General features: G+C 35.6%; 19 protein-coding genes. 5 read left to right on the top strand and 14 right to left on the bottom strand.

Going from position 1 to position 22,482, the window contains the following annotated elements:
- Window positions 1-3 precede the first annotated feature (3 nt).
- The 11 genes from J8281_RS18195 to J8281_RS18145 all read right to left on the bottom strand — a co-directional run bounded on the left by J8281_RS18195 (window position 4) and on the right by J8281_RS18145 (window position 14,424).
- Window positions 4-633: a hypothetical protein gene (locus J8281_RS18195; protein ID WP_210199093.1), complete on the bottom strand. Its 630-nt coding sequence runs from the start codon at window positions 631-633 to the stop codon at window positions 4-6.
- A gap of 451 nt (window positions 634-1,084) precedes the next feature.
- Window positions 1,085-1,960: a sulfate/molybdate ABC transporter ATP-binding protein gene (locus tag J8281_RS18190; RefSeq protein WP_210199092.1), complete on the bottom strand. Its 876-nt coding sequence runs from the start codon at window positions 1,958-1,960 to the stop codon at window positions 1,085-1,087.
- Window positions 1,957-2,628: a molybdate ABC transporter permease subunit gene (modB, locus tag J8281_RS18185; RefSeq protein WP_210199103.1), complete on the bottom strand. Its 672-nt coding sequence runs from the start codon at window positions 2,626-2,628 to the stop codon at window positions 1,957-1,959. Before modB ends, J8281_RS18190 begins: the two co-directional genes overlap by 4 nt.
- Before the next feature lie 183 nt (window positions 2,629-2,811).
- On the bottom strand, window positions 2,812-3,573 hold the full coding sequence (gene modA / locus J8281_RS18180; protein ID WP_210199091.1) for a molybdate ABC transporter substrate-binding protein: 762 nt from the start codon (window positions 3,571-3,573) through the stop codon (window positions 2,812-2,814).
- A 12-nt stretch (window positions 3,574-3,585) separates the two neighbouring features.
- Window positions 3,586-3,933: a DUF2834 domain-containing protein gene (locus J8281_RS18175; protein WP_210199090.1), complete on the bottom strand. Its 348-nt coding sequence runs from the start codon at window positions 3,931-3,933 to the stop codon at window positions 3,586-3,588.
- Window positions 3,934-4,386: 453 nt separating this feature from the next.
- Window positions 4,387-4,809 carry a hypothetical protein gene (locus J8281_RS18170; RefSeq protein ID WP_210199089.1) on the bottom strand — a complete coding sequence of 141 codons (423 nt, stop codon included), beginning with the start codon at window positions 4,807-4,809 and terminating at the stop codon, window positions 4,387-4,389.
- 122 nt (window positions 4,810-4,931) lie between these two features.
- Window positions 4,932-7,067: a M1 family metallopeptidase gene (locus J8281_RS18165; RefSeq protein WP_210199088.1), complete on the bottom strand. Its 2,136-nt coding sequence runs from the start codon at window positions 7,065-7,067 to the stop codon at window positions 4,932-4,934.
- A 188-nt stretch (window positions 7,068-7,255) separates the two neighbouring features.
- Window positions 7,256-10,888 carry a S8 family serine peptidase gene (locus J8281_RS18160; protein WP_210199087.1) on the bottom strand — a complete coding sequence of 1,211 codons (3,633 nt, stop codon included), beginning with the start codon at window positions 10,886-10,888 and terminating at the stop codon, window positions 7,256-7,258.
- A 186-nt stretch (window positions 10,889-11,074) separates the two neighbouring features.
- Window positions 11,075-12,046, bottom strand: a complete 972-nt coding sequence (locus J8281_RS18155) for a YheT family hydrolase (RefSeq protein ID WP_210199086.1) — start codon at window positions 12,044-12,046, stop codon at window positions 11,075-11,077.
- On the bottom strand, window positions 12,046-13,047 hold the full coding sequence (locus J8281_RS18150) for a bestrophin family protein (protein WP_210199085.1): 1,002 nt from the start codon (window positions 13,045-13,047) through the stop codon (window positions 12,046-12,048). The genes J8281_RS18155 and J8281_RS18150 overlap by 1 nt, the downstream gene beginning before the upstream one ends.
- A gap of 267 nt (window positions 13,048-13,314) precedes the next feature.
- Window positions 13,315-14,424: an aldo/keto reductase gene (locus J8281_RS18145; RefSeq protein ID WP_210199084.1), complete on the bottom strand. Its 1,110-nt coding sequence runs from the start codon at window positions 14,422-14,424 to the stop codon at window positions 13,315-13,317.
- Window positions 14,425-14,586: 162 nt separating this feature from the next.
- Between J8281_RS18145 and J8281_RS18140 the strand changes: the two genes are divergently transcribed.
- Complete coding sequence (locus J8281_RS18140; protein WP_210199083.1) at window positions 14,587-15,063, top strand: thioesterase family protein; 477 nt, start codon at window positions 14,587-14,589, stop codon at window positions 15,061-15,063.
- On the opposite strand, the gene J8281_RS18135 is transcribed toward J8281_RS18140, so the two are convergent.
- Window positions 15,055-15,948 (bottom strand): DMT family transporter, encoded by an 894-nt coding sequence (locus tag J8281_RS18135; protein WP_210199082.1) that lies wholly within the window; start codon window positions 15,946-15,948, stop codon window positions 15,055-15,057. The genes J8281_RS18140 and J8281_RS18135 overlap by 9 nt on opposite strands.
- A gap of 3 nt (window positions 15,949-15,951) precedes the next feature.
- Entirely contained in the window at window positions 15,952-16,299 is a 348-nt protein-coding gene (locus tag J8281_RS18130; RefSeq protein WP_210199081.1) for an arsenate reductase family protein, read from the bottom strand.
- Between the two features lie 225 nt (window positions 16,300-16,524).
- Between J8281_RS18130 and J8281_RS18125 the strand changes: the two genes are divergently transcribed.
- Together J8281_RS18125 and J8281_RS18120 are read left to right on the top strand one after the other, a co-directional pair.
- The gene (locus tag J8281_RS18125; RefSeq protein WP_210199080.1) at window positions 16,525-16,980 is read left to right on the top strand and encodes a DinB family protein; all 456 of its coding nucleotides are present in this window, start codon (window positions 16,525-16,527) and stop codon (window positions 16,978-16,980) included.
- A gap of 122 nt (window positions 16,981-17,102) precedes the next feature.
- Window positions 17,103-18,602 (top strand): serine hydrolase, encoded by a 1,500-nt coding sequence (locus J8281_RS18120; protein WP_210199079.1) that lies wholly within the window; start codon window positions 17,103-17,105, stop codon window positions 18,600-18,602.
- Between the two features lie 28 nt (window positions 18,603-18,630).
- On the opposite strand, the gene J8281_RS18115 is transcribed toward J8281_RS18120, so the two are convergent.
- Complete coding sequence (locus J8281_RS18115) at window positions 18,631-19,410, bottom strand: DUF3298 and DUF4163 domain-containing protein (RefSeq protein WP_210199078.1); 780 nt, start codon at window positions 19,408-19,410, stop codon at window positions 18,631-18,633.
- A gap of 112 nt (window positions 19,411-19,522) precedes the next feature.
- On the opposite strand from J8281_RS18115, the gene J8281_RS18110 reads away from it, so the two are divergent.
- Together J8281_RS18110 and gdhA are read left to right on the top strand one after the other, a co-directional pair.
- Window positions 19,523-20,662 (top strand): cystathionine gamma-synthase, encoded by a 1,140-nt coding sequence (locus tag J8281_RS18110; protein WP_210199077.1) that lies wholly within the window; start codon window positions 19,523-19,525, stop codon window positions 20,660-20,662.
- A 102-nt stretch (window positions 20,663-20,764) separates the two neighbouring features.
- Complete coding sequence (gene gdhA, locus J8281_RS18105; RefSeq protein WP_210199076.1) at window positions 20,765-22,108, top strand: NADP-specific glutamate dehydrogenase; 1,344 nt, start codon at window positions 20,765-20,767, stop codon at window positions 22,106-22,108.
- Window positions 22,109-22,482 lie beyond the last annotated feature (374 nt).

The following is a 22,482-nucleotide window of genomic DNA, read 5'->3' as shown; positions in this document are numbered from 1 at the left end:
ACATTATCTGGGCATAAATCGGCTATGATCTTCTTTGTTTATTAGTGGTTTGTCTTCAGATAGTGTCCTTGTATTTTCTGGACTTTGATCTGTAGGTACAGTCGAAACTGGTGGTGATGCTTTATGTAGAGTTTGTTTGGGTTTTTGTTCTTCACCTCTAAACTTTAAAATAAGTGATAATATAGAGAATACTGCTAAGAATCCCCACAAAATCCCCCAATACAAGTCAGCGTTAGATGTTCCTTTTTCCTGCTCAATTTCAAGATCTTTGTAGGGATCTAACGAGATGATATTAGGATTATCTTTTAAATAGTATATTTTTATACGTGTATCCTCTGGAAGCTTTTGAAGATCTAAAGTTCCGGTATAAGGGATATCTTGTACAGTAAAAATATAGTTAAATTCATAGGTCTTCACTGGAACTTTGAGAATTTTTATGGTTCTTTCGGTATATTCATTTGATAATTCTGCCTCTATAACCGATTGATCTATTATCATGGTTTGATAGCGTTCAATTTTGGTATCGCTAGCTCCTTCATAATGGTCACTCACACACATATTACAAAGCGTGATAAAAATCCCGATCCAAATTATATTAAAAACAATAGCTCTGAGCTGAAGAAATACTTTCATTCCAATTAATTTTTAGGATAAAAAATTTCCCTCTCCAATTTGAAGAGGGAATTGTGCGTAATTATATACCAGTCGTGTCCCCCAACAAACTCGAACTGTTACATTCAAGTCGATTCCCTTCGATATAATTACAAAGCAAGCAGGGTAGAAAATAAATAAAAACCCTACAAATTTTTTTGAGTATACTGTATTGAATTAACAGCTAATTTGAATAAGCTATAGTATTGTGTGAAGCGTTTAACGTTACAAATATAGGGATAATTATTAACACTATTGAGTATTAATTAACATTTTTTTAAGTTTTATATAGTTTTTCTTATGCTCCGTTAACTGTAAAGCTCTTTCATTATTGGGACCGCCGAAGGGTACGATACCCCCTGAGGCTTGCCTCGAAACTTAAAATTATATTCAGTAAATAAATACCTCATGAGTTTTCCCTGAGATAGTTTACTTAGAGGATTTTTTGAATGATGGGATCAAACGAGTTTGAAATAACTTGTACCATATCTCCTATTCGAATGTTCACAATATCTGATTTTTTAACGAACATTTGTGTTAGATTCGCCCCTTGTAGTATGGTGATTTTACAAGATACCTGTTCATATGCGATATCTACGATTTCACCAGTACAATAAAATTTTGTATCCATATGTCGAGGTGTAAAAATATCGGTGGGGGTTCCGGATTTTATTATTTTCCCTTGATCTAATACATACATATAGTCAGATAGTTTCATAACTTCACCCATATCATGACTCACTAATATCGTAGTAAGGTCGAACCGTTTGTGTATTGTCAACATATAATTTTGTAATTGTTGTCTCATATTAGTATCCAAGGCTGATAAGGGTTCGTCTAGTAATAGTATTTTTGGTTTTTGTACCAAAGCTCTGGCCAAGGCAACTCGCTGCCGTTGTCCGCCCGAGAGTGTATCGGGTTTAACATGTTGCAGTTCTTTCAATCCTACAAGATCTATAAGTTCTTCTACAATCGCAGGGTCTTGATTTTTACCTAGCGCATAAGCTATGTTTTTTCGTACTGTCATGTTCGGGAATAATGCATATTCCTGAAAGACAAAACCTACATTACGTTGCTGAGCTGATAGATTAATTTTATTAACAGAATCAAACCAGGTTTTATGATTGCCAATAATTTTACCATGATCTGGTGTAAACAATCCCGAAATCATTCGTAGAATTGAGGTTTTACCGGCTCCTGATGCACCGTATAATGTAATGAATTGGCCTGGTTCGATAGTGATCTCTATATCCAATGGCATTGATCCTTGAGCAGCATGTAAGATCTTATAAAGTGATACGGTAATCATCTCTTAATGTTTTTGAGATACCCACCATTAACGAGGTATGTAGTTAAAAGAATACAAAACGTGATCCCTAGTAAAATGAGCGAATAGATGTTCGCGGTGTCATATTGTAAGGCTTCGACTTCATCATAAATAGCTATCGAGGCAACCTTGGTTTTCCCTGGAATATTACCTCCTATCATTAAAACCACACCAAACTCTCCAATAGTATGCGCAAACGAAAGTACGACACCTGTTAATAAAGCAGGTTTACTATTAGGTAGTAACACATGTATAAGAGTAACCCATTTTGATTTGCCCAACACATATGAAGCTTCTCTGTAGCTTTTAGGTAAACCCGCCAAACCAGACTGCACAGGTTGAACCATAAAGGGTAAACTATAGAGTATAGAGCCTAGTACCAATCCTTCAAACGAGAAGATTAGTCGAAGTCCAAACCATTCATTAATCCAGGTCCCAAAGGCATTGTTTGGGCTAAAAGCGACTAACATGTAAAACCCTAATACAGTGGGCGGTAACACTAATGGCAAACTTACGAGTGTCTCGACTACGGGTTTTAGTTTCGATGTTGAAAACGCCAACCAAGAAGCAAGAGGAATGCCAATAATCAAAAGAAGCCCGGTCGTAAGTAAAGCGAGCTTAAGGGTAAGTATAAGGGGTTCCCAATCTATCATAGGTTCGCTCGAATTTTATTGGCTGTTTATATTCATTTTGTATTCGTATGTTATTCTGACTACTGAAATGAGTTCGGCATAGGTGTGTTTCAGGGGTTCAGTACGCAAAATACTTAAAACATTTGATTATAAGATGTTGAAATAGATTCAACATGACGTCGGGAAAGAATTATTTTTAAATCATAGTTCTTCTGAAGAGGCAAGGTACCCATAATTTTCTAGAATTTTCTGGGAAGTCGTAGAGAATAAAAACGAATAAAAAGCGAGTGCATTTTTGTTCAACTTATCTTTTTTCAGCAGTACTGATGCCTGGGCGATAGGTGTGTATAACGTGCTGTCTACGGCGATCCAGTACCCTTTATCCTGCATTTGGGGGGATAGTACTACCGATTTGGCAGTAAAGCCTATTTGAGCGGCTCCTGAAATGATAAACTGATTGGTTTGTGCAATACTTTCTCCATAAACCAGTTTCTTAACCACCTGAGAATATATTCCCGATTTTCTTAAAGCGTTTACTGCAGCATCTCCGTAGGGAGCTATTTTGGGATTTGCAATGGCGATATGGTTAATCGTGTCACTTGTTAGCCGTTTAAAATGAATTGGTTTATCGGCTGTGGCAGACCAAAGTACTAATGTACCATATCCGTATATTTTGGGTGAATCGACAGTTAAGTTTTTATCATAAAGTACGGCAGGGTAATGCGTATCAGCCGAAATAAAAACGTCATAAGGAGCCCCTTCTTGTATTTGCGTAGTTAATTTACCCGAAGAACTAACAACAATAGTACAATGGATACCCGTTTGCTTGGTAAAAGCTGATGCAATCTCCTTAACTGTATATTGCGTATTAGCGGCAGTGGCTATGACCACATCTGCAGTATCTTGTTGAGTACAACCCCAAACAACACTGATACACAATCCTAATAGAAACGTCTTAATCATAAAATAATCTTGTTAGGCAGACGGCTTTTGACGAAGTTGTAATGCATCTAATTTAATTTGTCGCACATATAAAAACAAGGGAAATGCAAAGGCAATAGCCACCAAGAAAGTTAAGGGAATAAAGACCCACCAATGCTTTATTTTAAGTTGAATAGCCTCCGGAATGTACCAAGCAAAAAATGTGATGACGACTATCATAAGGTCGGCACTAAGGGATCGTGCAGGAAAAGTTGTTTTGGTTTGCGCAATAAAGTTGAGTAACGATGTATCTTCTGCAGTTAAATAAAACTGAATATTAAAATACCAGGTATAGCAAACGCCAATAACAGCCAAGAGAAGGAAGATGTATTTTAGTTTCATCTGTTTATATTTTTTTGCTTTTTTAGTAGTTAGATGGAATCGCCATATCATCATTTCGGTGGGTATCATCCTTATTGTTATGGCTTATTTCGTCTTAAAAGTTTTTCAGCTAAAGTTACTCTTTTAAAGTCATTTTTTATGAATATCCGTAATTTAACCGAAACGGTTTGCGTCAAGCTGAATACTGAAACGAGTTAAGCAAAGGCTTGTTTCAGCTTCTCATCTAAATTTATTGAAAATAAACATAATGAGATCCTGAAATGAATTCAGGATGACTTCTTAGTTAAATTTTAGGTATAATACCGGACAATCAATTTATTGGCATCGCCAAAGGGTATCATACCCCGAGGCTTGCCTCGAAATCGAAAAATTGTTTACAACGAATGCCTCGTGTGCTTGCCCCGAGATAGTTTACTCTTGAAAAAAAGTAACATGCACTTTAAGAGTTACGATTTAATACTCATAAAGGATGAGATCCTCAAAATCATCGACACTTAAAACAACTTGGTCGCCACTAACTCTTAAATTACGAATATCAAAAGTACGTTCTTTGGTAATAAATGCCTCGCAGGCCTCATCGTTTTTTAAGGACAATCGAAGATTTCGTTGCGGAGGTAACGAAAGAGCTACAATTTCTGAATCAATAAGGTTTACCTCCCAACTATTACCATCACAACCGCTGGAACTAAAGTTAATTGAAAGACAATCTCCAATAATAGCTACGCTATTTATAAAAAGCTGATCTTTTGGAGCATTTTCGTATTGCTCTGCGCTAACAATGGTTTGTTGATCGCAGATACTGGTGTTTGTATCGTCATCGCTATTGCAACCTGAAATTGTAAATGCTATACATAATACGAGTATCACATTCTTCATTTTGATATCTTCTTTTTAAAGTAGATAGCAAAGATGAGAATAGGTTGTGTTAAGATTGGTTAATTTCCATAATATATTAAATTATTAGTTTCAAATTTTTTCTATTGGATCAGTCACTTAATTTATTTTTTTAAGGCTGTTAAAGTAAAATCATACATAATAAAATACAGTTCAACTTTTTCTGCTTCATTTTCATGTTTTGTGAATTTTACCGTCAACGTTTTATCAAGGGATATAAATTTGTTCTTATTCGTAGGTGTAAGATAGGTTTCAAATTCAGAAGCTGGGATAGTCAGTTTTAAAATATTATTTTCTTTTGATACTATTATTTTCACATTAGAATATTCCTCTTCTAAATATTGACCTAATATACCTTCATCTAGAGTGGAATAATCATACTGATCAGAAAGTTTAGGGAAATAATTGTTGAGTCTATTAAAATCAGGAAAATCTGGATTTATTTCAATAGCACTTACCTTGTTGGCAGAAGGAATTTTTATTGAAAATTGTCGATTATTATCTTTCCATACTGATGCATCGATAACCGTATGAAATGGTTCTTGATTGTCTTTATATTTGACAGCAATACTGACAGGAAGTAACCGATCTCCTAATCGTTCAATTTCCAGACTATTTTTTTTAAATGATTTAATTGCCAGATCAGGATATCCCATTTTAAAATACCATGAATTCCAAAGCCAACTTAGATCTTTACCACTTATGTCTTCAAACGTATAGAAAAAATCATAAGGTGTAGGAGATTTTTTTGCCCAACGTTGCACATAAATTTTAAAACACTCAATAAATTTTTCTTCTCCTAAATATTGATATAGCAGGGCATATGTTAATGAAGGAAGGGAATATGAATGATAGCCATAATTATTTTCCAGATAATTTGAGGGCGTAATGGCAGGCAAATCACCTATTCGCCCGATGTTTCCATCGACCCAAGATGTAAGTTTGGCATATAGAGATAAATTATTAGTTTCGTCTTTAAAGTATTTATGCATTAATAAGGTGGTAAAAAAATCTGCCCAGCCTTCATCCATCCATGCAAACTTACTTTCATTTATTCTTACATACATAGGGAAATATGTATGAAATAATTCATGTATTGCTGTCTCGGCACTATTATCAGCATTATTAGCCATCATTGGGAACTCCATGCCACCTCTTTTAAGACCTATGAATGTCGTAAAATTAGGGTAAGGATAAGAAATTCCTGGAATGGAAGCCGAAAAATGATGCATAGCCTTCTGAACAACTTTCGTAATCTCTGTATATTCCTGGGCCTTTTGTTCAGGAAATGCAGTACTAATCATTACATTTTTGCCAGAAACTTTTTGAGATAGGGCATCCCAGAGGTAATGATCACTCATGGCAAAGGCAAAATCTGTTACTTCTTTTGCTTTGAAATTCCATCGGTTACTTTTTAATTTTAGATTTTTTAAGTCATCTGGTTGGATAATATGAACTAATGTATCTGATAATTTGGCTTTTTCATATTTTTTATAAACATGATCTGGAAATATGATATCACTATTTTGTAGTTCTCCGGTCGCCCATACTATAAAATTATCTGGAGCTGTAATATTTACATCATAATTAGCCAAATTGTTATAGAATTCTGTTTGAAATGTATAATTGCTTTCATCCCACCCAAAAATATCATCATAAACAGATACCTGCGGATACCAATAACCAACAAAAAAAGATGTACTATCTATCGCTCCGGTGCGCTCCAATGTAAGCGGAACTTTTTGCTGCCATTCAAATTGCAGTGTAACTTGTTCTCCTGATTTCAATGGAGTTGGTAATTTTATATATAAATTAGTACCCCGTCTTCGTATTTGATCCCTATTTGAGATGTTAAAAGGGGTTTGATTCACTATTATTTTTTTGATATCAACGCCTTTACCGATATCATTTTCATTGACTTTTTGTGCTCTTTGGTTGCCTGTCTTAAATACATCATAATAGAGTCTAATTACTATTTGTGACAGTTCGTCTGGGCTGCTATTTTTATAAATTACTGTTTCCTTTCCATCAATCAATCTTTTTTCTGGAGTAACAGATACATCTATTTTGTAGTCAACTGTATTTTGCCAATATTTTTCCCCAGGCATTCCATCTTTTGATCGTGTTTCTTCATGATATGCTTTTTGTATTTCTTTAAAGATATAGAGATCACTTTGAGAATATGACGTATACATTATAAAAGCAACAATAAACAGAGGGAATTTGGTTTTGAATTTCATGTGCGATAATTGTAGTTCGTTGTTTATGTTCTTATATCGTTTCTAATATAGAAACCGGGTTTAATTGACAAAAATAAATCATCTCAGTTTCATTTTTTGAAACTCGGATAATTTTATGAATGTGACAAAAAAACAAACCCCCGAAACGGATGTTTCGAGGGTCGTAAAAACGTGTTTATTTTTGAACGTTACTGCTTTACGAAACGATGATTTTCTCTTCCATCAATGGTAAGCATATATATTCCATTTTCTAAGTTTTTGGTCTCAATTTTGTCAGTAAAGGTTCCTTTACCCACTACATGACCAAGCAAACTATAAATTATATAAGAATGCGCTTTGTTATCTTGCATGGTTATAAATAGATCTGCTTGTGTAGGGTTAGGATAGATGTTAATTTTTGAATCCAGTATCGGTGGTCCGACCGCATCACTTGCTACTGCAAACAGTGAGGTCGTATCGCATGGACCTAAATTTGTCCATCCGGTAGCGGTTCTTTCATAAAGTGTACCTTGATAAACAACACGATCTCCTGCTTGATAGTTTTGCGTACTGCTCCATGCAGGAACACCTGAACATTGATCTGTAGATCCCCCACCAGAATTGTTACGTAAGGCTACGTTATCTATCGCTATATCGGCTTGCCAAGTAGCCCCTGTAATTCTGTTAAATCGTAGTTGTATACCACCACCTATATAGGCAGCAAGATCGATATCAGCATTTTGCCAAGAGTTTCCTTTGTTTCCTGTTTGGCTCCATATGCTAGTCCAGGTTACACCTTCATCTGTACTAGCTTCTACAGCTATACTTCCCATATCAGCAGCGCCATACATGTGATAGTCAAAGGTGAAATTAGCCTGAGTAAGACCAGATAAGTCAAAACATGGAGATGTTAAAATCGCCTGCTTATCAGGGAACCCGGTTCCTGTTCCAGAAGCTTCAACATAAATATAATAGGTACCTTGATTAGCGCTAGAAGGTCCGGTTCCATTCGACGGAGTTCTACCAGTGTCTACTGTCCAGTTAATATCATCGGTAGTAGACTGCGTCCAAGCCCCAAGTGTATTTTCAAATCCTTCATTATAGGGGAAAGCCGTAATACCAGCAGTACATCCGGTTCCGCCGCCACCTCCGGCAGTAGTTACGTTTATAGTAGTACTTGCTTCAGATTCGTTGCCTGCAGCATCTTTAGCAACTACGTTAAACTGGTATGTGGTATTTGCTGTTAAACCAGTGATATTGGCTGTGGTAGTGGTTACAGTCTCGATAACAGTATTTCCTTGATATACTTCATATCCAGTCACTCCAACATTATCGGTAGAAGCGGTCCAGTTTAGCGTTAATGTATTTTCAGTAACATTAGAAACAGCCAATCCTGCTGGTGCAGTTGGTGCCTGTGTATCAGGAGCTGTTCCTCCAATCACTAAGGTATAGTCTTCAACTTCACCATATTGAAAAGATTCACAAGAAGTCGGAACTCCATTATATTTCATAGATACACGCATTCTTGTAGTTCCCTCTAATGCTCCGGCAGGAATGGTAAATGTTCCAGTTGCCGGTGTGGTTTGCGAGGGAGCCTGTGACCAAACTTGTTCACCCGCATCTGTAAAGTCTCCATTTTGATTATAATCGATCCAAACGCCATATCCTTCATTATAGGCAGTACCTGTCCAGGTGGGTGTAACAAATATGGTATATTCGTTATCTTTTGCAAGTGTAGTAGTGATTGAAGTAAAATCGCTATACCCTCCAGAACCTGCACCAGAGGCATTATTAATTGTTTCTAGTTGAACATTTCCTATATATTCATCTGCAGTACTTTGCCCGTTCGAATCACAATACACTAATCGGAACTCTGTTGTGCTAAAGGTAGCAACGCTACTGTAGGCCGATGAGGTTCCGTCATCACATTTACTTCTTATTTGTACTTCATAAGATGTCAACTCTGTCAGACCTGTTAGATTGAATAAAGCACCGTTGATATCAGATTCATTGATCCAGGATGAAGTTCCCGCAACTCTATATCGTAAATCGTATGTTGCCGCAGGTACCGCTGTCCAATTTATTGTTGTCGTGTCAAAACCAATATTTGCAGCAGTCACTCCGGTGGGAACAGTAGCATTACATACCACAGGAGTTCCGGATAATCCGGTTACAATTAGAGAAAAATTTTGACTGCCACCGGTTAAATTGCCTTTGTGAGTAACGGTAATAGTGTAGGTGCCAGCAGCATTGGCTACATCTACTCTCTCATAGGGATCTACGGTATTATCACCTGTGCTATTTGTGGTAATACTGGTTAATTTATAAGGGTTAAATGTGGTAGAACCTTTAGCTACTCGTATATCCAGATCGTTAATTAAGACAGCTGTAGTAGAATTGGTTGCTGTAGTAGCAGTTCCCGGTCTATCTGTCCATGATATAGACGCCATAAGAGGTTGCACACCATCAGACTCTACAGTAATACTATAGGTTTGACCATTAGATAACAATAGTTCTTCAACTTTGGTATCGCCACTACTCACCTCAGAAATTACTTGGGCAGCAGCTTTAGCATTAAGTAAACCCCAACCGTATACGGCATCGGGACCTGTGGGACCAGCATCATCGGCAGTATGCAGTGCTAATCCTTTTAGGGTTGCAGCTTTCATGAAACTTCCGTTTAGATTATCATAATGCTGTTGCAATAGTAAAAGAGATCCAGTTACGTTGGGCGAGGCCATAGAAGTACCTGTAATACTGGCGTAGGCCGTATCACTACTTTCATAAGTCGAATATACGCCTGTACCATTACCTGTGATATCAGGTTTAATTCTGTAATCATCTGTGGGTCCCTCGCTACTAGAACTGTTGATAGCCACACTTACCAAAGTACCATCATCACTTACATTGGCATCTTGTGCATTAGCTACCACCAAATTATTTTTTGAAGTTGAATGCCCCGTTAGCTTATCGTATGATGAGTCCCCGTCTAGAGGAGTTCCATTATAATTATTTTGATTACCATCGTTACCGGCGGCAACAACCATGAGATAAAAGGGTGCATTAAACATTACCTCATCCCAGCTTCTCGATTCATCGATATATGCACCAAAATACTGATCGGGTACCAGGTCACTTCTAAAACCGTAAGAATGATTGGATAATAGCATTCCATTTGCGGCAGCTGTGGTTGCCTCTGCAATGTCATTATTCCATTTATATCCCTTTGCTTTTGCTTGCGAAGCCATACCTTTTGCGTTAGCCCGTACTCCCGAAGCTACAATCGTTCCTGTAACATGAGCCGCATGAAAATTGAGATCCAAACCTCCTTCAGAAGTGGCATCTTCTACAGAAACACGATTAGTACCGCCAGCTCCATCATATTCTTGATGAGAAACCCTAGCATGACCTCCATCCCAAACATAGGCTGTCATATTTTGACCATCTAAGTTGAGACCAAGAGAACCGCCTGCATTTAAATGATTGGCTCGTGTTGATCTTGCTGCATCAACATTGTATGTAGTATAGTAAATGGGAGCTCCATTGTCTACTTTTTGCAGTTCGGAAAAACTGCCATCTTGAGCAGTCATTGTTACTTGCCATCCATTAAGTTGGGCAGCTTTAACAGCGGCTTTCTTTTCTAGTGTAGCTTTTTTAGAAAAATCAGTTTGTAGCTGATTGAGTTTTTGTACGTTACTCTGCTGAGCTATTTTTGCTTTTTGTGATGGAGTTTGTGCAAAAACGCTAATGGATAAGCATAGCATCGTAAAAAAGACCAACTGATTCCGTTTGTTTTGAGCCAAGCTCGAGGACAGAATAAGATTTCTGTAGCTTTTTTTCATATTCATTAAATTTAAGTTAGTGTTTGTTTACTTCCTTTGAAAAATTTCAAGAAAACACTCAAAACTCTTAAATTATTAGTAATAAAAAAAAGATTTTCGATGAAGCGAGAAAATAAACTTTATACAACCTTAACATAGTGTTAACAATCGATTAATCTAAAAACTAAGTAGGAAAACCCCTTCTTTTTATTTGTTTTCACTTATTTTTTCAAAAAATTCGAGTACACGAGCCTCATGATAGTATGTTTGTCCTCTTTGATAAAATCCAACATGACCACCATATTCTGGAATTTCTAAAAACACATTTGAATTTGCTTTGGCTTCTTCGATTGGATAGCATTCCTCTCCTAAAAAGGTATCATTTTTTGCATTAAGGATTAGGGTCGGAATCTTAATATTTTTTAAGAATTGCTTGCTACTACATTGGGTGTAGTATGTTATTGCATTTTTGTAGCCATGAGCAATACTGGTATATACATTATCAATATCTATTAGTGAAGAACAAGCCTTTACTTCTGATGCAGTGAGACGATCAGGAAATGCCTTTTGACGATCATATAATTTAGCTTTCAAATTTCGCAAAAATCGTTGCTGATAGATATAATTTTTGGGTTTGTTTATTTCTAATAATGAATTATATAGATCACAGGGTACCGAAATTACAACGGCAGATTTGACGTGAATGGGGATATTTTGACCTTCACCTAAATATTTGAGAATAATATTACCACCCAAGCTAAATCCGCATAATGATACATAAGTATATACATCCTTCGAGAGTACATGTTGGACTATAAGCGCTATATCATCACTTGCTCCGGCATTATAAGATTGGTAAAGTCTATTTACCGTTCCACTGCAATTTCGAAGGTTAACACATACCGTATCCCAATGATGTTTATTAAGATGTCTTGCAAGACCTTGCATATATGGGCGTTGCGCATTTCCTTCTAGCCCATGGATGATTATGGCTACTTTTTGAGTGGTTTCTTTTGCGTAACTCCAATCTAAATCGATAAAATCACCATCATCTAACTCCAAACGTTCCCGATGTTGGTGCACATCGTTTATTTTTCTAAATAAGTTTGGGTAAATTGTTGAAAAGTGACTATTCTTAAAAACAGCTATAGGAGTATATAATGATGGGAGTATTGGCATTAATACAATATATTATCTTTAGGTTTTATTTTTACTGGTAGCTCATGCTCATCTAACATATCGCGTAGATCTATTTCTATAGTTCTACAGAGTGCGGTCATGGGCACATCATTTACACGACCTTCAAAAGGATCTTCACTATTGCTTCCGATTTTCTCCATAGTATAAAATATCCAACCCAACAAAACAGAGAGCGGCACCATCAAAAAGATAAACCAGGGATGTAATTCATCGGCTATTTTATGAAGTTCATTTTCAAAAATATTAAGCAACCCCAGGGGTAATAGTAACATAAAGATCCAGGTGAAAACAGTGCTAAAATATGCATATTGTCTAGGGAAAGGCGTATTTTTTATACGCTCACATTTTCCTTGCAAATTATAGAATTCTTCTAAGGTAGCATGAAAAAGTACCTTATCAAATTCTGTAATTTTTTTTAAATCACATAGCTTTTGAAGGTGGAGTCCTTGATTTTTTACTAAGTGCGTGGCAGGATTTTTTCGATTTTGCAAATCAAGGTACTCTTCTTTAGCTATAAATTCTTTGGTAGCATCGCAAGCTGGATTATTTTCTCCGTGTTTTGTAAAAAGTTTTTCTACTGAAGCACTTTCTTTAATTGAGAAAGAAGTAGGTTGCCGCAATTGAATTCTAAGTGCGTTAAGCCAAGCGATATGGCGATGTATAAGTATAGTTTTTGTAGCATGGTCATCTTTTACCAGACATAGTACTTGATTAGCCCAAGTTCTAGAGTAGTTTACAATACCACCCCATATTTTTCGTGCTTCCCAAAAACGATCATAACTCTGACTGTTTTTAAAACCGATATAAAAAGCCACTGCTATACCAATTACGGTTAAGGGTTGAAAAGGAATATCAATAAATTTCCAATCCAAAAAATGATATACCAGAAAAATTGTTAAAGCATACAGGGAGAAAAAAATAAGATATTTCCAGCCATACCTTAGAATAAGACCCCATCCTATGTTTCGTTTAATATACATATGTAAATTTTGTTCTAAAATAAGAAGACCCTCAAGGTTTTCAAAACCTTGAGGGTCTAAATATCTAGAGTCACTTTTTATAAAAATGTACCATCTGGTACTTCTATACCTTGACCATTGATCTGCCTTACATCTTCACTCGTTAAAAAAGTAACGACACCACCAACTATCTTTTAGAACATTAATGCTACTTAGAGCCGTTATATCATTACTGAACCTTTGCCAAAACAATAAAGAATGGTATATTTTTGATTTCGTTCATCTATTTTAAATACCGGCAGGCTTTGCTTCAATGCTTACTTCGCTCCAATAGCTTTGTGGTTTATGGCCAACTTTGGCACCACCAGTAAGCATAGCTTGCATTTCTGGTTCAAAAAAGGAATACGGAAACTCGGTAGTGGGATCGCTGGCCTCTTTTAGTTTTTGTTTTAAATCGTGTGGGATATCAAAATCCAGTGCCTTTAGGTTTTCTTCTAATTGATGCATTTTGGTGGCACCAATAATAACACTTGAAATTCCGGGTCGATTAGCTACCCAATTTAAAGCAACACTGGCCATAGGCTGGTCTATTTCTTTGGCAACCTCTTCTAGAGTGGCTACAATATTCCAGTTTCTTTCTGTATTTTTGTCAAAGGCCTTATTGTTACTACCTTCCATGGTTTTTAGTCTTCCTTCTCCGTCAATTCCACCTTCAGAAGGCTTGTATTTACCTGATAATAAACCACTTGCCAAAGGACTCCATACCATAGTACCAATACCCATTTCTTGACCTAGAGGGATAAATTCTTTTTCAATATTTCGCTCTACCAAAGAGTATTCCAGTTGCATTGTCGACACCGGTTCATACCCCCTAAACTCTGCCAAAGTCTGCGCTCTACTTACATACCATGCCGGGATATCGCTCAGGCCGACATGTAGTATTTTACCTTGTTTTACCAGATCATCGAGTGTACGCATTACTTCTTCGGGTTTGGTAAGCATGTCCCAGGTATGTAAAAAATATAAGTCGATATAATCTGTACCTAATCGCTTTAAAGAATTTTCTACGGCATGCGTGATATGTTTTCGGCTATTTCCTCCTGCATTAGGGTTTCCCGGATCATTATTGTAGCTAAATTTTGTAGCAATTACTACTTTTTCACGAAGATTGCGATCACTTACAAATTCTCCTACCATTTCTTCACTGTTGCCGTTGGTATATAAATCTGCGGTATCAATAAAATTACCTCCTTCGTCTACATAGCGATCAAAAATCTCTTTGGCCGCTTTTTTCTCGCTACCCCAGCCCCAATCCTCGCCAAATGTCATGGTTCCTAGTGCTAATCTACTTACTCTTAATCCTGTCTTTCCTAATGTGTAATACTTTTCTAAACTCATTGTGTAAATTTTTCTTTTAAGATACTGGCTTAATTATTTGATTGCAAGAATGTTGGTGTTACATTAAAGTTAATTAGGAATACCTTAAGAAACAGAGATGTATTTTTATTATGCTTGCATACTAAAATCTTTCGTAATTTTGCATGACTAAAACAGGAGCTTATGTACATCAAGGATTTTGAAGTTCGGTGGAACGATATAGATGCCAATCGTCATTTGGCAAATAAATCCTATATAGAATTTGCGGCACATACGCGCATGTCATTTTTATCTGAAAATGGATTTGATCAACGACTGTTGGGAACTTTTAATATTGGCCCTGTTGTATTTTATGAGCATATTTATTATTTCAAAGAAGTTTTTTACGGCCGACCGGTACAAGTTTCTTTAGAAATTTCTGGATTAAGTGAAGATGGGATGTTTTATGAATTCAGGCATTATTTTTATGATCATAAGGGTAGAAATTTTGCACAATGCGAAATGATGGGTGCTTGGCTTGATCTAGGTACTAGAAAGCTCATTCCTTTACCCCAGGAGATGCGAGAAATTTTGGATAAAATAGAACGCCCCAAAGATTTTAAAATACTGACCAAAGAAGATACGCGCAGATTTAGCAAAAAACCTGTAGATTTAACGTAACTGTTTTGGTTTTTTAGTGACTAAATATACTCCGACAAAAATAAATAGCGTAGCTATTATTTTTATACTATCTAAGGTATCTTTTCCTAGCGCAATTGCAAATATTGAAGCCAACATAGGCTGTAAATAAATAAAAACAGCAACGGTTGTTGGTTTGAGTTCTCTAATGGCAAAAATATTAAGGATATAGGTTCCAAAAGTGGCAAAAACAATAACATATCCAATTTTCAAATAGCCTTTTACAGGAATTAGATCGGGTTGGATTTCTAATAATTGAGAAAAACCAAAAGGAAGTACAATTAAAAATCCAAAACCATACATCCATTTAATAAATGTGAATGGATGATATTTTTGCGTTATTTTTTTTACCACAATAAGGTAGCACGCGTATGAAGAGGCATTTACAAAAATTAAAAAGTTGCCTAACACAGGATTTGAAGCTGAAGCTGAATTTCCTGTTCCATAGAGGATCATTAACAATGTTCCCAATAATCCCGTTAATACACCGATAATTTTTAAAGCTCTCACTTTTTCATTAAGAAATAGCACAGCTAATAATAGTACAATGATCGGTGTAGTAACCATTAGAACCGAAGCATTAATAGGTGTAGTAAGATACAACCCCTCAAAAAAGGCTAACATATTGATACCAACACCGAATAAGGAAGCCAAAGCGATCTGAGCCAAATCTTTGCGCTCTATACGTTCTTTAGGGCCAAAGAAACTAATCCCCCAAAATAATACAAATGCACCGGCGACTCGTAGCACTATAAATCCGAAAGGTTGCACATAGTGCGGCATCACATCTTTTGCGATGGTATAATTAGCGCCATAGAAAATAGCTACAAAGCTCGCGGCTATGAGTGCAAGGGTTCTTTTACCCATAGACTATAGTGCAGATTTTGCTGCTTCAACGACTTTTTTGCTATTCCCGATAAAAACTTGATCGTTGATCATAATGACAGGTCTTTTTAAAAACGTATAGTGCTCAAGAATCAAATTTTTGTAATCCTCTTCAGATAAATTTTGATTTTTTAAGCCACGCTCTTTATACAATCTTGCTCGTTTGCTAAATAAAGCTTCATAACTTCCTGCTAAGCGATGCATTTCTTCAAGTTGCTCCTTTGTAATCTCTTCGGTTTTAATGTCTTGTAAAACGAATGTTGAAGAAGGGTTTAACTCATTCAAGATGCGTTTACAAGTATCACAGGTAGAAAGGTGATATATTTTTTTCATTGAAAATTTTTAGTGTCTAAAAAACTAAAATGTATGTATACAGCTCACATGAACAGAACCGAAGTGTAGTAGCTCAAAAGATTTATTTTTCTCGACTACCCTCGAAATGACAGAGAAATTCGCTTTTTAGAATTTATAATTAAAAAGTTTACGTATCAAAATTCGCATAAAAGAACTTCATTTCAATAGTAAAACTCATATTTTTGGCTTAAAATTAGGAATATTATGCTACAGCCATTAGAAATTACCCGAACCAATCGTCGTTTGATGCAAAAAATCTTAGATAATCATTCGATAGCGCAATTAAATAAAGTTCCTGAAGGTTTTAAGAACAATATCATCTGGAATATTGCTCATGTAGTAGTCACACAACAACTATTAGTTTATCAATTGAGTGGTTTACCTATGATGATTGATGATGAAATGGTAAATAGCTTTAGAAAAGGAACAAGGGCAGAGGGTTTTGTCTCTCAAGAGCAAGTAGCGATTATAAAAGCGTTACTGTTTTCAACATTAGATCAAACAGAAAAAGATTGGGAAGCTAGAATTTTTAAAAATTTTAAAGAGTATCCTACAAGCACAGGTTACGTATTAAAATCACTCGACGATGCTATAAATTTTAATAATTATCACGAAGGGATTCACTTTGGATATGTATTAGCCTTGAAGAAGGCATTGTAAACTATAAAGCTACTTTTTTGAAACGAACATTAATTAAATTTTTAATGTGAGAGCGTAGCGGTTATATACGTTCTTAATTTTTTAATTAATTAGTTTTCAAAAAATTAAAAAGATTTAAACGTATGAAAACTGTATTTAGATTGGTGTTCACTTTATTGATTTTTGCTTGTAGCAAAGAAAAAGAGGTGAAAATTGACGTTGCAGATAAATTCACAAAGGATCTCAAAGAGTTAAAAGACTACTTTCAAGTTCCGGGTTTGGCTGTCTCAATCCAAAAGGATGAAAAAATTGTTTATCAAAAGTATCTGGGCTATTCTGATTTAGAATCGAAAACTAAATTAGATTCAACTGTATTATTTCCTGTGGCTTCGCTAACCAAAATTTTTTCAAGTGTTTTGCTGATGAAATTGATGGAAGAAGAGAAGCTATCCTTGGATGATCCGGTAAAAAAGTATATGCCTGATGTAGCACTTAACGATTCAATTCTTATAAAACATATATTGTCGCATACCTCTCAAGGCGAAATAGGCAAGAACTTTTATTACAGTTATCGATTTGGGGCTTTAACCAGAGTAATTAGCGAAGCTTCAAAAAAACCTTTTGATGAATACATGAATGAGGTAATTTTTGACCCTTTAGGATTAAAAAATACATATTTATTAAAAAATGCTTCACAAGTTACTCAAAATGATTTACGTATTGCAACGCCATATCTTCTTGAAGACAGTATCAGCCTTGGAAATATTGACTATGGCTTTTCAGCTTCAGCAGGAATTGTTTCTAATATAAACGATTTACATATATTTAATAAAGCGCTGGATAATAACACTCTTATTTCTGAAAAATCTAAAAAAGTTATGTTTTCTGGGCTAGATCAGCGTCTACCCTATAGCTATGGAATTTTTAACCAAAAATTTCAAGGTGAAGATTTGATATGGGGATATGGACAGTATGATTGTTATTCGAGCTTATTACTTAAAATTCCTTCGAAAAAGTTAACACTTACTATATTGGCAAATAACAATTTGATAAGTGATCCGGCCAGGTTGATTTATGGAGATGTACTGTCGTCACTATTTGCATTGAGCTTTTTAAAAAATTATATCTATTCAGAAAAGGAGATGATACTTTTTGAGAACGAAGCATCTTTACAAGACAGTAATAGGGTCTCTAATCCTGAGTTGTATCGAAAAAAACTTTTGGCTCAAGCTCTGGCATCCTCTTTTATGGCTCGTTTTGATATACAACATATAAAAACAAGCGAAAAACTTCTTACTAAAGTATTTTTTGAGTTTCCAGACTACCTAGCATACGCAGATTTGAACTTATTGCATACGCTTACCTTTTTAAAGGATGTTACTTTTTATAAAGAATTGGAAGAATTTAATCAGTTTGACAAAAAAATTGAGACTATAAGCACAAAACTACTCGAAGAAGATCCTGAAAACCCATACGTCAACGTTTATATGGGAATTTATCACAATAGAAAGGGTAATAAAGAGAAAGCTTTTTATCATTTCAAACGGATTGTTGAAGCCGATAATTTTTCTAAATTCTGGTATACTGCTGAAGCAAAAAAATGGATTAAACAGCATAAACCCGAATTTAATGCTGATCCTTGATTATATTTGTTAAAACAAAAAATCAAATTCATAATATATTATAAGCAAAATAAGACGCTACATCTTCTTTTTTGATTTTTATTTCGATAGGTCCGTCAGCATAAGAACTAATTTCATAAGGATTATAGTATAGAATAACATGTGTATTAGTACAACCGATATTTTCTGGTAGCCTGAAGGTGTTATTCTCAAAAAAGAAACCAGTACTATTAATAGATTCAATTTCCAGGATATTGAATGTAGACCTAAAAACCTTTTCTGCATAAGTCTCAAAGTCTGTATAGTTTTTAAATAAGTCATGATTTGATATTCGATTACCGGTTTTAGTTTCTATATTCAAAAATGTCATACTGCCATAACCATGGGCGCCACCAGTAAAAATATATGAATCCACAACTATCGAGACGATATCCTTACATTGAAACCCAAGCTCGGCATGTATACTTGCTTCGTAAGAAGGTGTTTCATCAGGAAATGTCGCTTTGTTATCTCTGTATAAGTTGTTAAATTCAAGAATTGCCGCCTCCAAAGTATCTTTTGAACTATTCTCACCTACATTTAAGATGGTACACGCAACTTTTTCAATTTCCGTATTAATTTTTTTACATACAGGTCTTTCATTATGAATTGTAAGCAAATTAATCCTAAATGTAGCACAAGTTTCAAATTCACAATCTAGTATAGTATTGGCCTCAAAGTTTTGTGTTTCAAAAGCAAAGGGTTCTTCACTACTACACCCATAAAAGGTGAGTAGTATTGCAACATAAAAAAAAGAGATAAAATCTACGTTAGTTTTTGTGTATATCATCTACTAAAGATATGCATTGGAATATGAATAGAACGAATTAAATCATACATTTGTTCAGTTTTTCAACATAAAAAAGCAAGATATTTTTTTCTTTTCAAAAAGTAATATTTAAATGAAATTCAATACAAAAACAATTCACGGTGGCCAAGAACATGATCCTGCTTATGGTGCAGTAATGCCTCCGATTTATCAAACCTCTACCTATGCCCAAACCACCCCTGGTGGTCATAAAGGATTTGAATACAGTAGAACACATAATCCCACCAGAAAAGCACTAGAAAATTCGCTTGCCAGTATCGAAAATGGAAATTACGGATTGGCTTTTGCATCTGGTCTTGCTGCTATCGACGCAGTCATAAAATTATTAAAACCTGGAGACGAGGTAATTTCTACCAATGATTTATACGGGGGTACATATCGATTGTTCACCAAAATTTTTGAAGGTTTTGGTATTACGTTTCATTTCATTGGTATGGAAAATGAAGACAAGGTGGCGAGCTATATAAACAAGAACACAAAATTGATTTGGGTAGAAACACCTACAAACCCAATGATGAATATTATCGATATTAAAGCGATGGCCAGAATAGCTCAAAAACATCAACTGCTACTTGCAGTAGACAATACATTTGCTACTCCCTACTTGCAAAGACCATTGGATTTGGGAGCAGATATAGTTATGCACAGTGCTACCAAATATATTGGTGGACATAGCGACTTGGTTATGGGCGCTTTAGTCATAAAAGATGAAAAAATTGCCGAACAATTATATTTTATACAAAATGCAAGTGGCGCAGTATGTGGTCCACAAGATAGTTTTTTAGCATTACGCGGAATCAAAACCCTGCATATTCGTATGCAACGTCATTGTGAAAATGGTGAAGCTATCGCCAAATACCTAAAACAACATCCTAAAATTGAAAAAGTATACTGGCCAGGTTTTGAAGATCACCCTAACCACAATATCGCCAAAGATCAAATGAATGGTTTTGGAGGGATGATTTCTTTTATTACTAAGGGAAGTAATTATGAAAAGGCCATCAAAATCGTTGAAAACCTTAAAATATTTACACTGGCAGAGTCCTTAGGAGGGGTAGAAAGCCTAGCAGGGCACCCCGCTAGCATGACACATGCTTCTATTCCCAAAGAAGAACGCGAAAAGACAGGTGTGGTAGATGCGCTAATACGATTAAGTGTAGGGATAGAAGATGTCGATGATCTTATTGCAGATCTAGAACAAGCCATAGGTTAATCTATTATTAAATTCAAAAAAATAGACTTAATTTTTTGGGAATAGCATATCTTTGAATCAAATTTTAAGTTAATACATAAGAATCTATAATCTTTTTAACATATGCAAGCAAAGATTGATGCATTTATGGAAGAAGTAAGAGCTCGTAATACGCACGAGCCCGAATTCTTACAGGCGGTACAAGAGGTAGCCGAAACTGTGATACCGTACATCGCCAAACACAAAATTTATAACGGTAAGAACATCTTACTTCGTATGGTAGAGCCAGAAAGGGCGATCATGTTTCGTGTACCCTGGGTTGATGACGATGGAGAAATTCATGTAAACAGGGGATACCGTATACAAATGAACTCGGCTATTGGTCCCTACAAAGGAGGGTTGCGTTTTCATCCTTCGGTCAATCTTAGTATTCTCAAATTTTTGGCCTTTGAGCAAGTATTCAAAAATAGTTTAACAACACTTCCTATGGGTGGAGGTAAAGGAGGTTCTGACTTTGATCCTAAAGGAAAATCAGATGATGAAATTATGCGATTTTGCCATAGCTTTATGGCCGAATTGTTTAGACATATTGGACCTAATACCGATGTTCCGGCAGGGGATATAGGTGTAGGTGCAAGAGAAATAGGGTTTTTATTTGGTAAATACCGTAAACTACGGAACGAATTTACCGGTGTGTTAACCGGTAAGGGGTTAAGCTGGGGAGGATCAGAGATTCGCCCGGAAGCCACAGGATATGGTACGGTTTATTTTGCTGAAAATATGTTAAAGACCAAAAATGATTCTTTTGATGGAAAAACAGTGGTGATTTCTGGTTCGGGTAACGTGGCTCAATTCGCAGCCGAAAAAGCAATTCAACTAGGAGCAAAAGTCGTGACACTTTCAGACTCATCTGGATATATTTATGACAAAGACGGAATTGATCAGGAAAAGTTGGAATTTGTAATGGAGTTGAAAAATGAGAAAAGAGGTAGAATTAAAGAATATCTCGACAAATTTTCTTCTGCAAAATATCACGAAGGTAAGACACCATGGGCCGAAAAATGCGACATTGCGCTGCCTTGCGCTACACAAAATGAGTTGGACGGTGATGATGCCAAAACATTAATCGATAATGGATGCGTGTGTATAAGTGAAGGCGCAAACATGCCTTGTACTTCTGAAGCTGTTTTGGCTTTTCACAAAGCAAAAGTATTCTTTGCTCCCGGAAAAGCCTCGAACGCCGGGGGAGTAGCAACATCTGGTTTAGAGATGACCCAAAATTCGTTACGTTTTAAATGGACACGAAAAGAAGTCGATGAAAAATTACAACAAATCATGAATGATATTCATGAAAAATGTGTAGAATACGGTACAGAAGATGATGGTTATATCGATTATGTAAAAGGAGCAAATATTGCCGGTTTTGTAAAAGTAGCAGATGCTATGCTAGCGCAGGGCGTGGTTTAAAATAGCTATGACATTTGGGTACAAAAACCATTTGAACTATATGTTCAAATGGTTTTTTGATTACGTAATACCAGTTTTACTTTAAAATTGCTCATATAAAAAGCAGTCATTTTTTGTTCAGATAAAAAAGAAAACTCAATCATAGACGTAGCTACGGTTGCTTTTAATTTTGAAGTATAAATGGAAAAGGGTAATTTTAAAGTGGAAGTGGTATAAGTACGATAGTTCTGTTTTCTTCCTTATTTTTATACTAAACTATCTCGAGTGTAAAATCGTGCTACATCAATATAATAAGTATTGGTGATTTTAAACCTTATTTATACAATTTGTTCACGAGCAAATCGAGTTTAATTTTGAAAATAGAATACATTATA

The organism is Aquimarina sp. U1-2 (assembly GCF_017897595.1).
Lineage (GTDB): Bacteria > Bacteroidota > Bacteroidia > Flavobacteriales > Flavobacteriaceae > Aquimarina.
This window is presented reverse-complemented; position numbering and strand designations above follow the sequence as displayed.

Excerpts from the sequence above, each read along its gene's own strand:
- J8281_RS18140 (WP_210199083.1), top strand. The coding sequence starts at position 14,587 with ATGTACATCAAGGATTTTGAAGTTCGGTGGAACGATATAGATGCCAAT.
- J8281_RS18125 (WP_210199080.1), top strand. The coding sequence starts at position 16,525 with ATGCTACAGCCATTAGAAATTACCCGAACCAATCGTCGTTTGATGCAA.
- J8281_RS18110 (WP_210199077.1), top strand. The coding sequence starts at position 19,523 with ATGAAATTCAATACAAAAACAATTCACGGTGGCCAAGAACATGATCCT.
- J8281_RS18170 (WP_210199089.1), bottom strand. The coding sequence starts at position 4,809 with ATGAAGAATGTGATACTCGTATTATGTATAGCATTTACAATTTCAGGT.
- J8281_RS18115 (WP_210199078.1), bottom strand. The coding sequence starts at position 19,410 with ATGATATACACAAAAACTAACGTAGATTTTATCTCTTTTTTTTATGTT.
- J8281_RS18165 (WP_210199088.1), bottom strand. The coding sequence starts at position 7,067 with ATGAAATTCAAAACCAAATTCCCTCTGTTTATTGTTGCTTTTATAATG.
- J8281_RS18150 (WP_210199085.1), bottom strand. The coding sequence starts at position 13,047 with ATGTATATTAAACGAAACATAGGATGGGGTCTTATTCTAAGGTATGGC.
- J8281_RS18130 (WP_210199081.1), bottom strand. The coding sequence starts at position 16,299 with ATGAAAAAAATATATCACCTTTCTACCTGTGATACTTGTAAACGCATC.
- J8281_RS18145 (WP_210199084.1), bottom strand. The coding sequence starts at position 14,424 with ATGAGTTTAGAAAAGTATTACACATTAGGAAAGACAGGATTAAGAGTA.
- J8281_RS18195 (WP_210199093.1), bottom strand. The coding sequence starts at position 633 with ATGAAAGTATTTCTTCAGCTCAGAGCTATTGTTTTTAATATAATTTGG.
- J8281_RS18135 (WP_210199082.1), bottom strand. The coding sequence starts at position 15,948 with ATGGGTAAAAGAACCCTTGCACTCATAGCCGCGAGCTTTGTAGCTATT.
- J8281_RS18190 (WP_210199092.1), bottom strand. The coding sequence starts at position 1,960 with ATGATTACCGTATCACTTTATAAGATCTTACATGCTGCTCAAGGATCA.
- modA (WP_210199091.1), bottom strand. The coding sequence starts at position 3,573 with ATGATTAAGACGTTTCTATTAGGATTGTGTATCAGTGTTGTTTGGGGT.
- J8281_RS18155 (WP_210199086.1), bottom strand. The coding sequence starts at position 12,046 with ATGCCAATACTCCCATCATTATATACTCCTATAGCTGTTTTTAAGAAT.
- J8281_RS18120 (WP_210199079.1), top strand. The coding sequence starts at position 17,103 with ATGAAAACTGTATTTAGATTGGTGTTCACTTTATTGATTTTTGCTTGT.
- J8281_RS18160 (WP_210199087.1), bottom strand. The coding sequence starts at position 10,888 with ATGAAAAAAAGCTACAGAAATCTTATTCTGTCCTCGAGCTTGGCTCAA.
- gdhA (WP_210199076.1), top strand. The coding sequence starts at position 20,765 with ATGCAAGCAAAGATTGATGCATTTATGGAAGAAGTAAGAGCTCGTAAT.
- J8281_RS18175 (WP_210199090.1), bottom strand. The coding sequence starts at position 3,933 with ATGAAACTAAAATACATCTTCCTTCTCTTGGCTGTTATTGGCGTTTGC.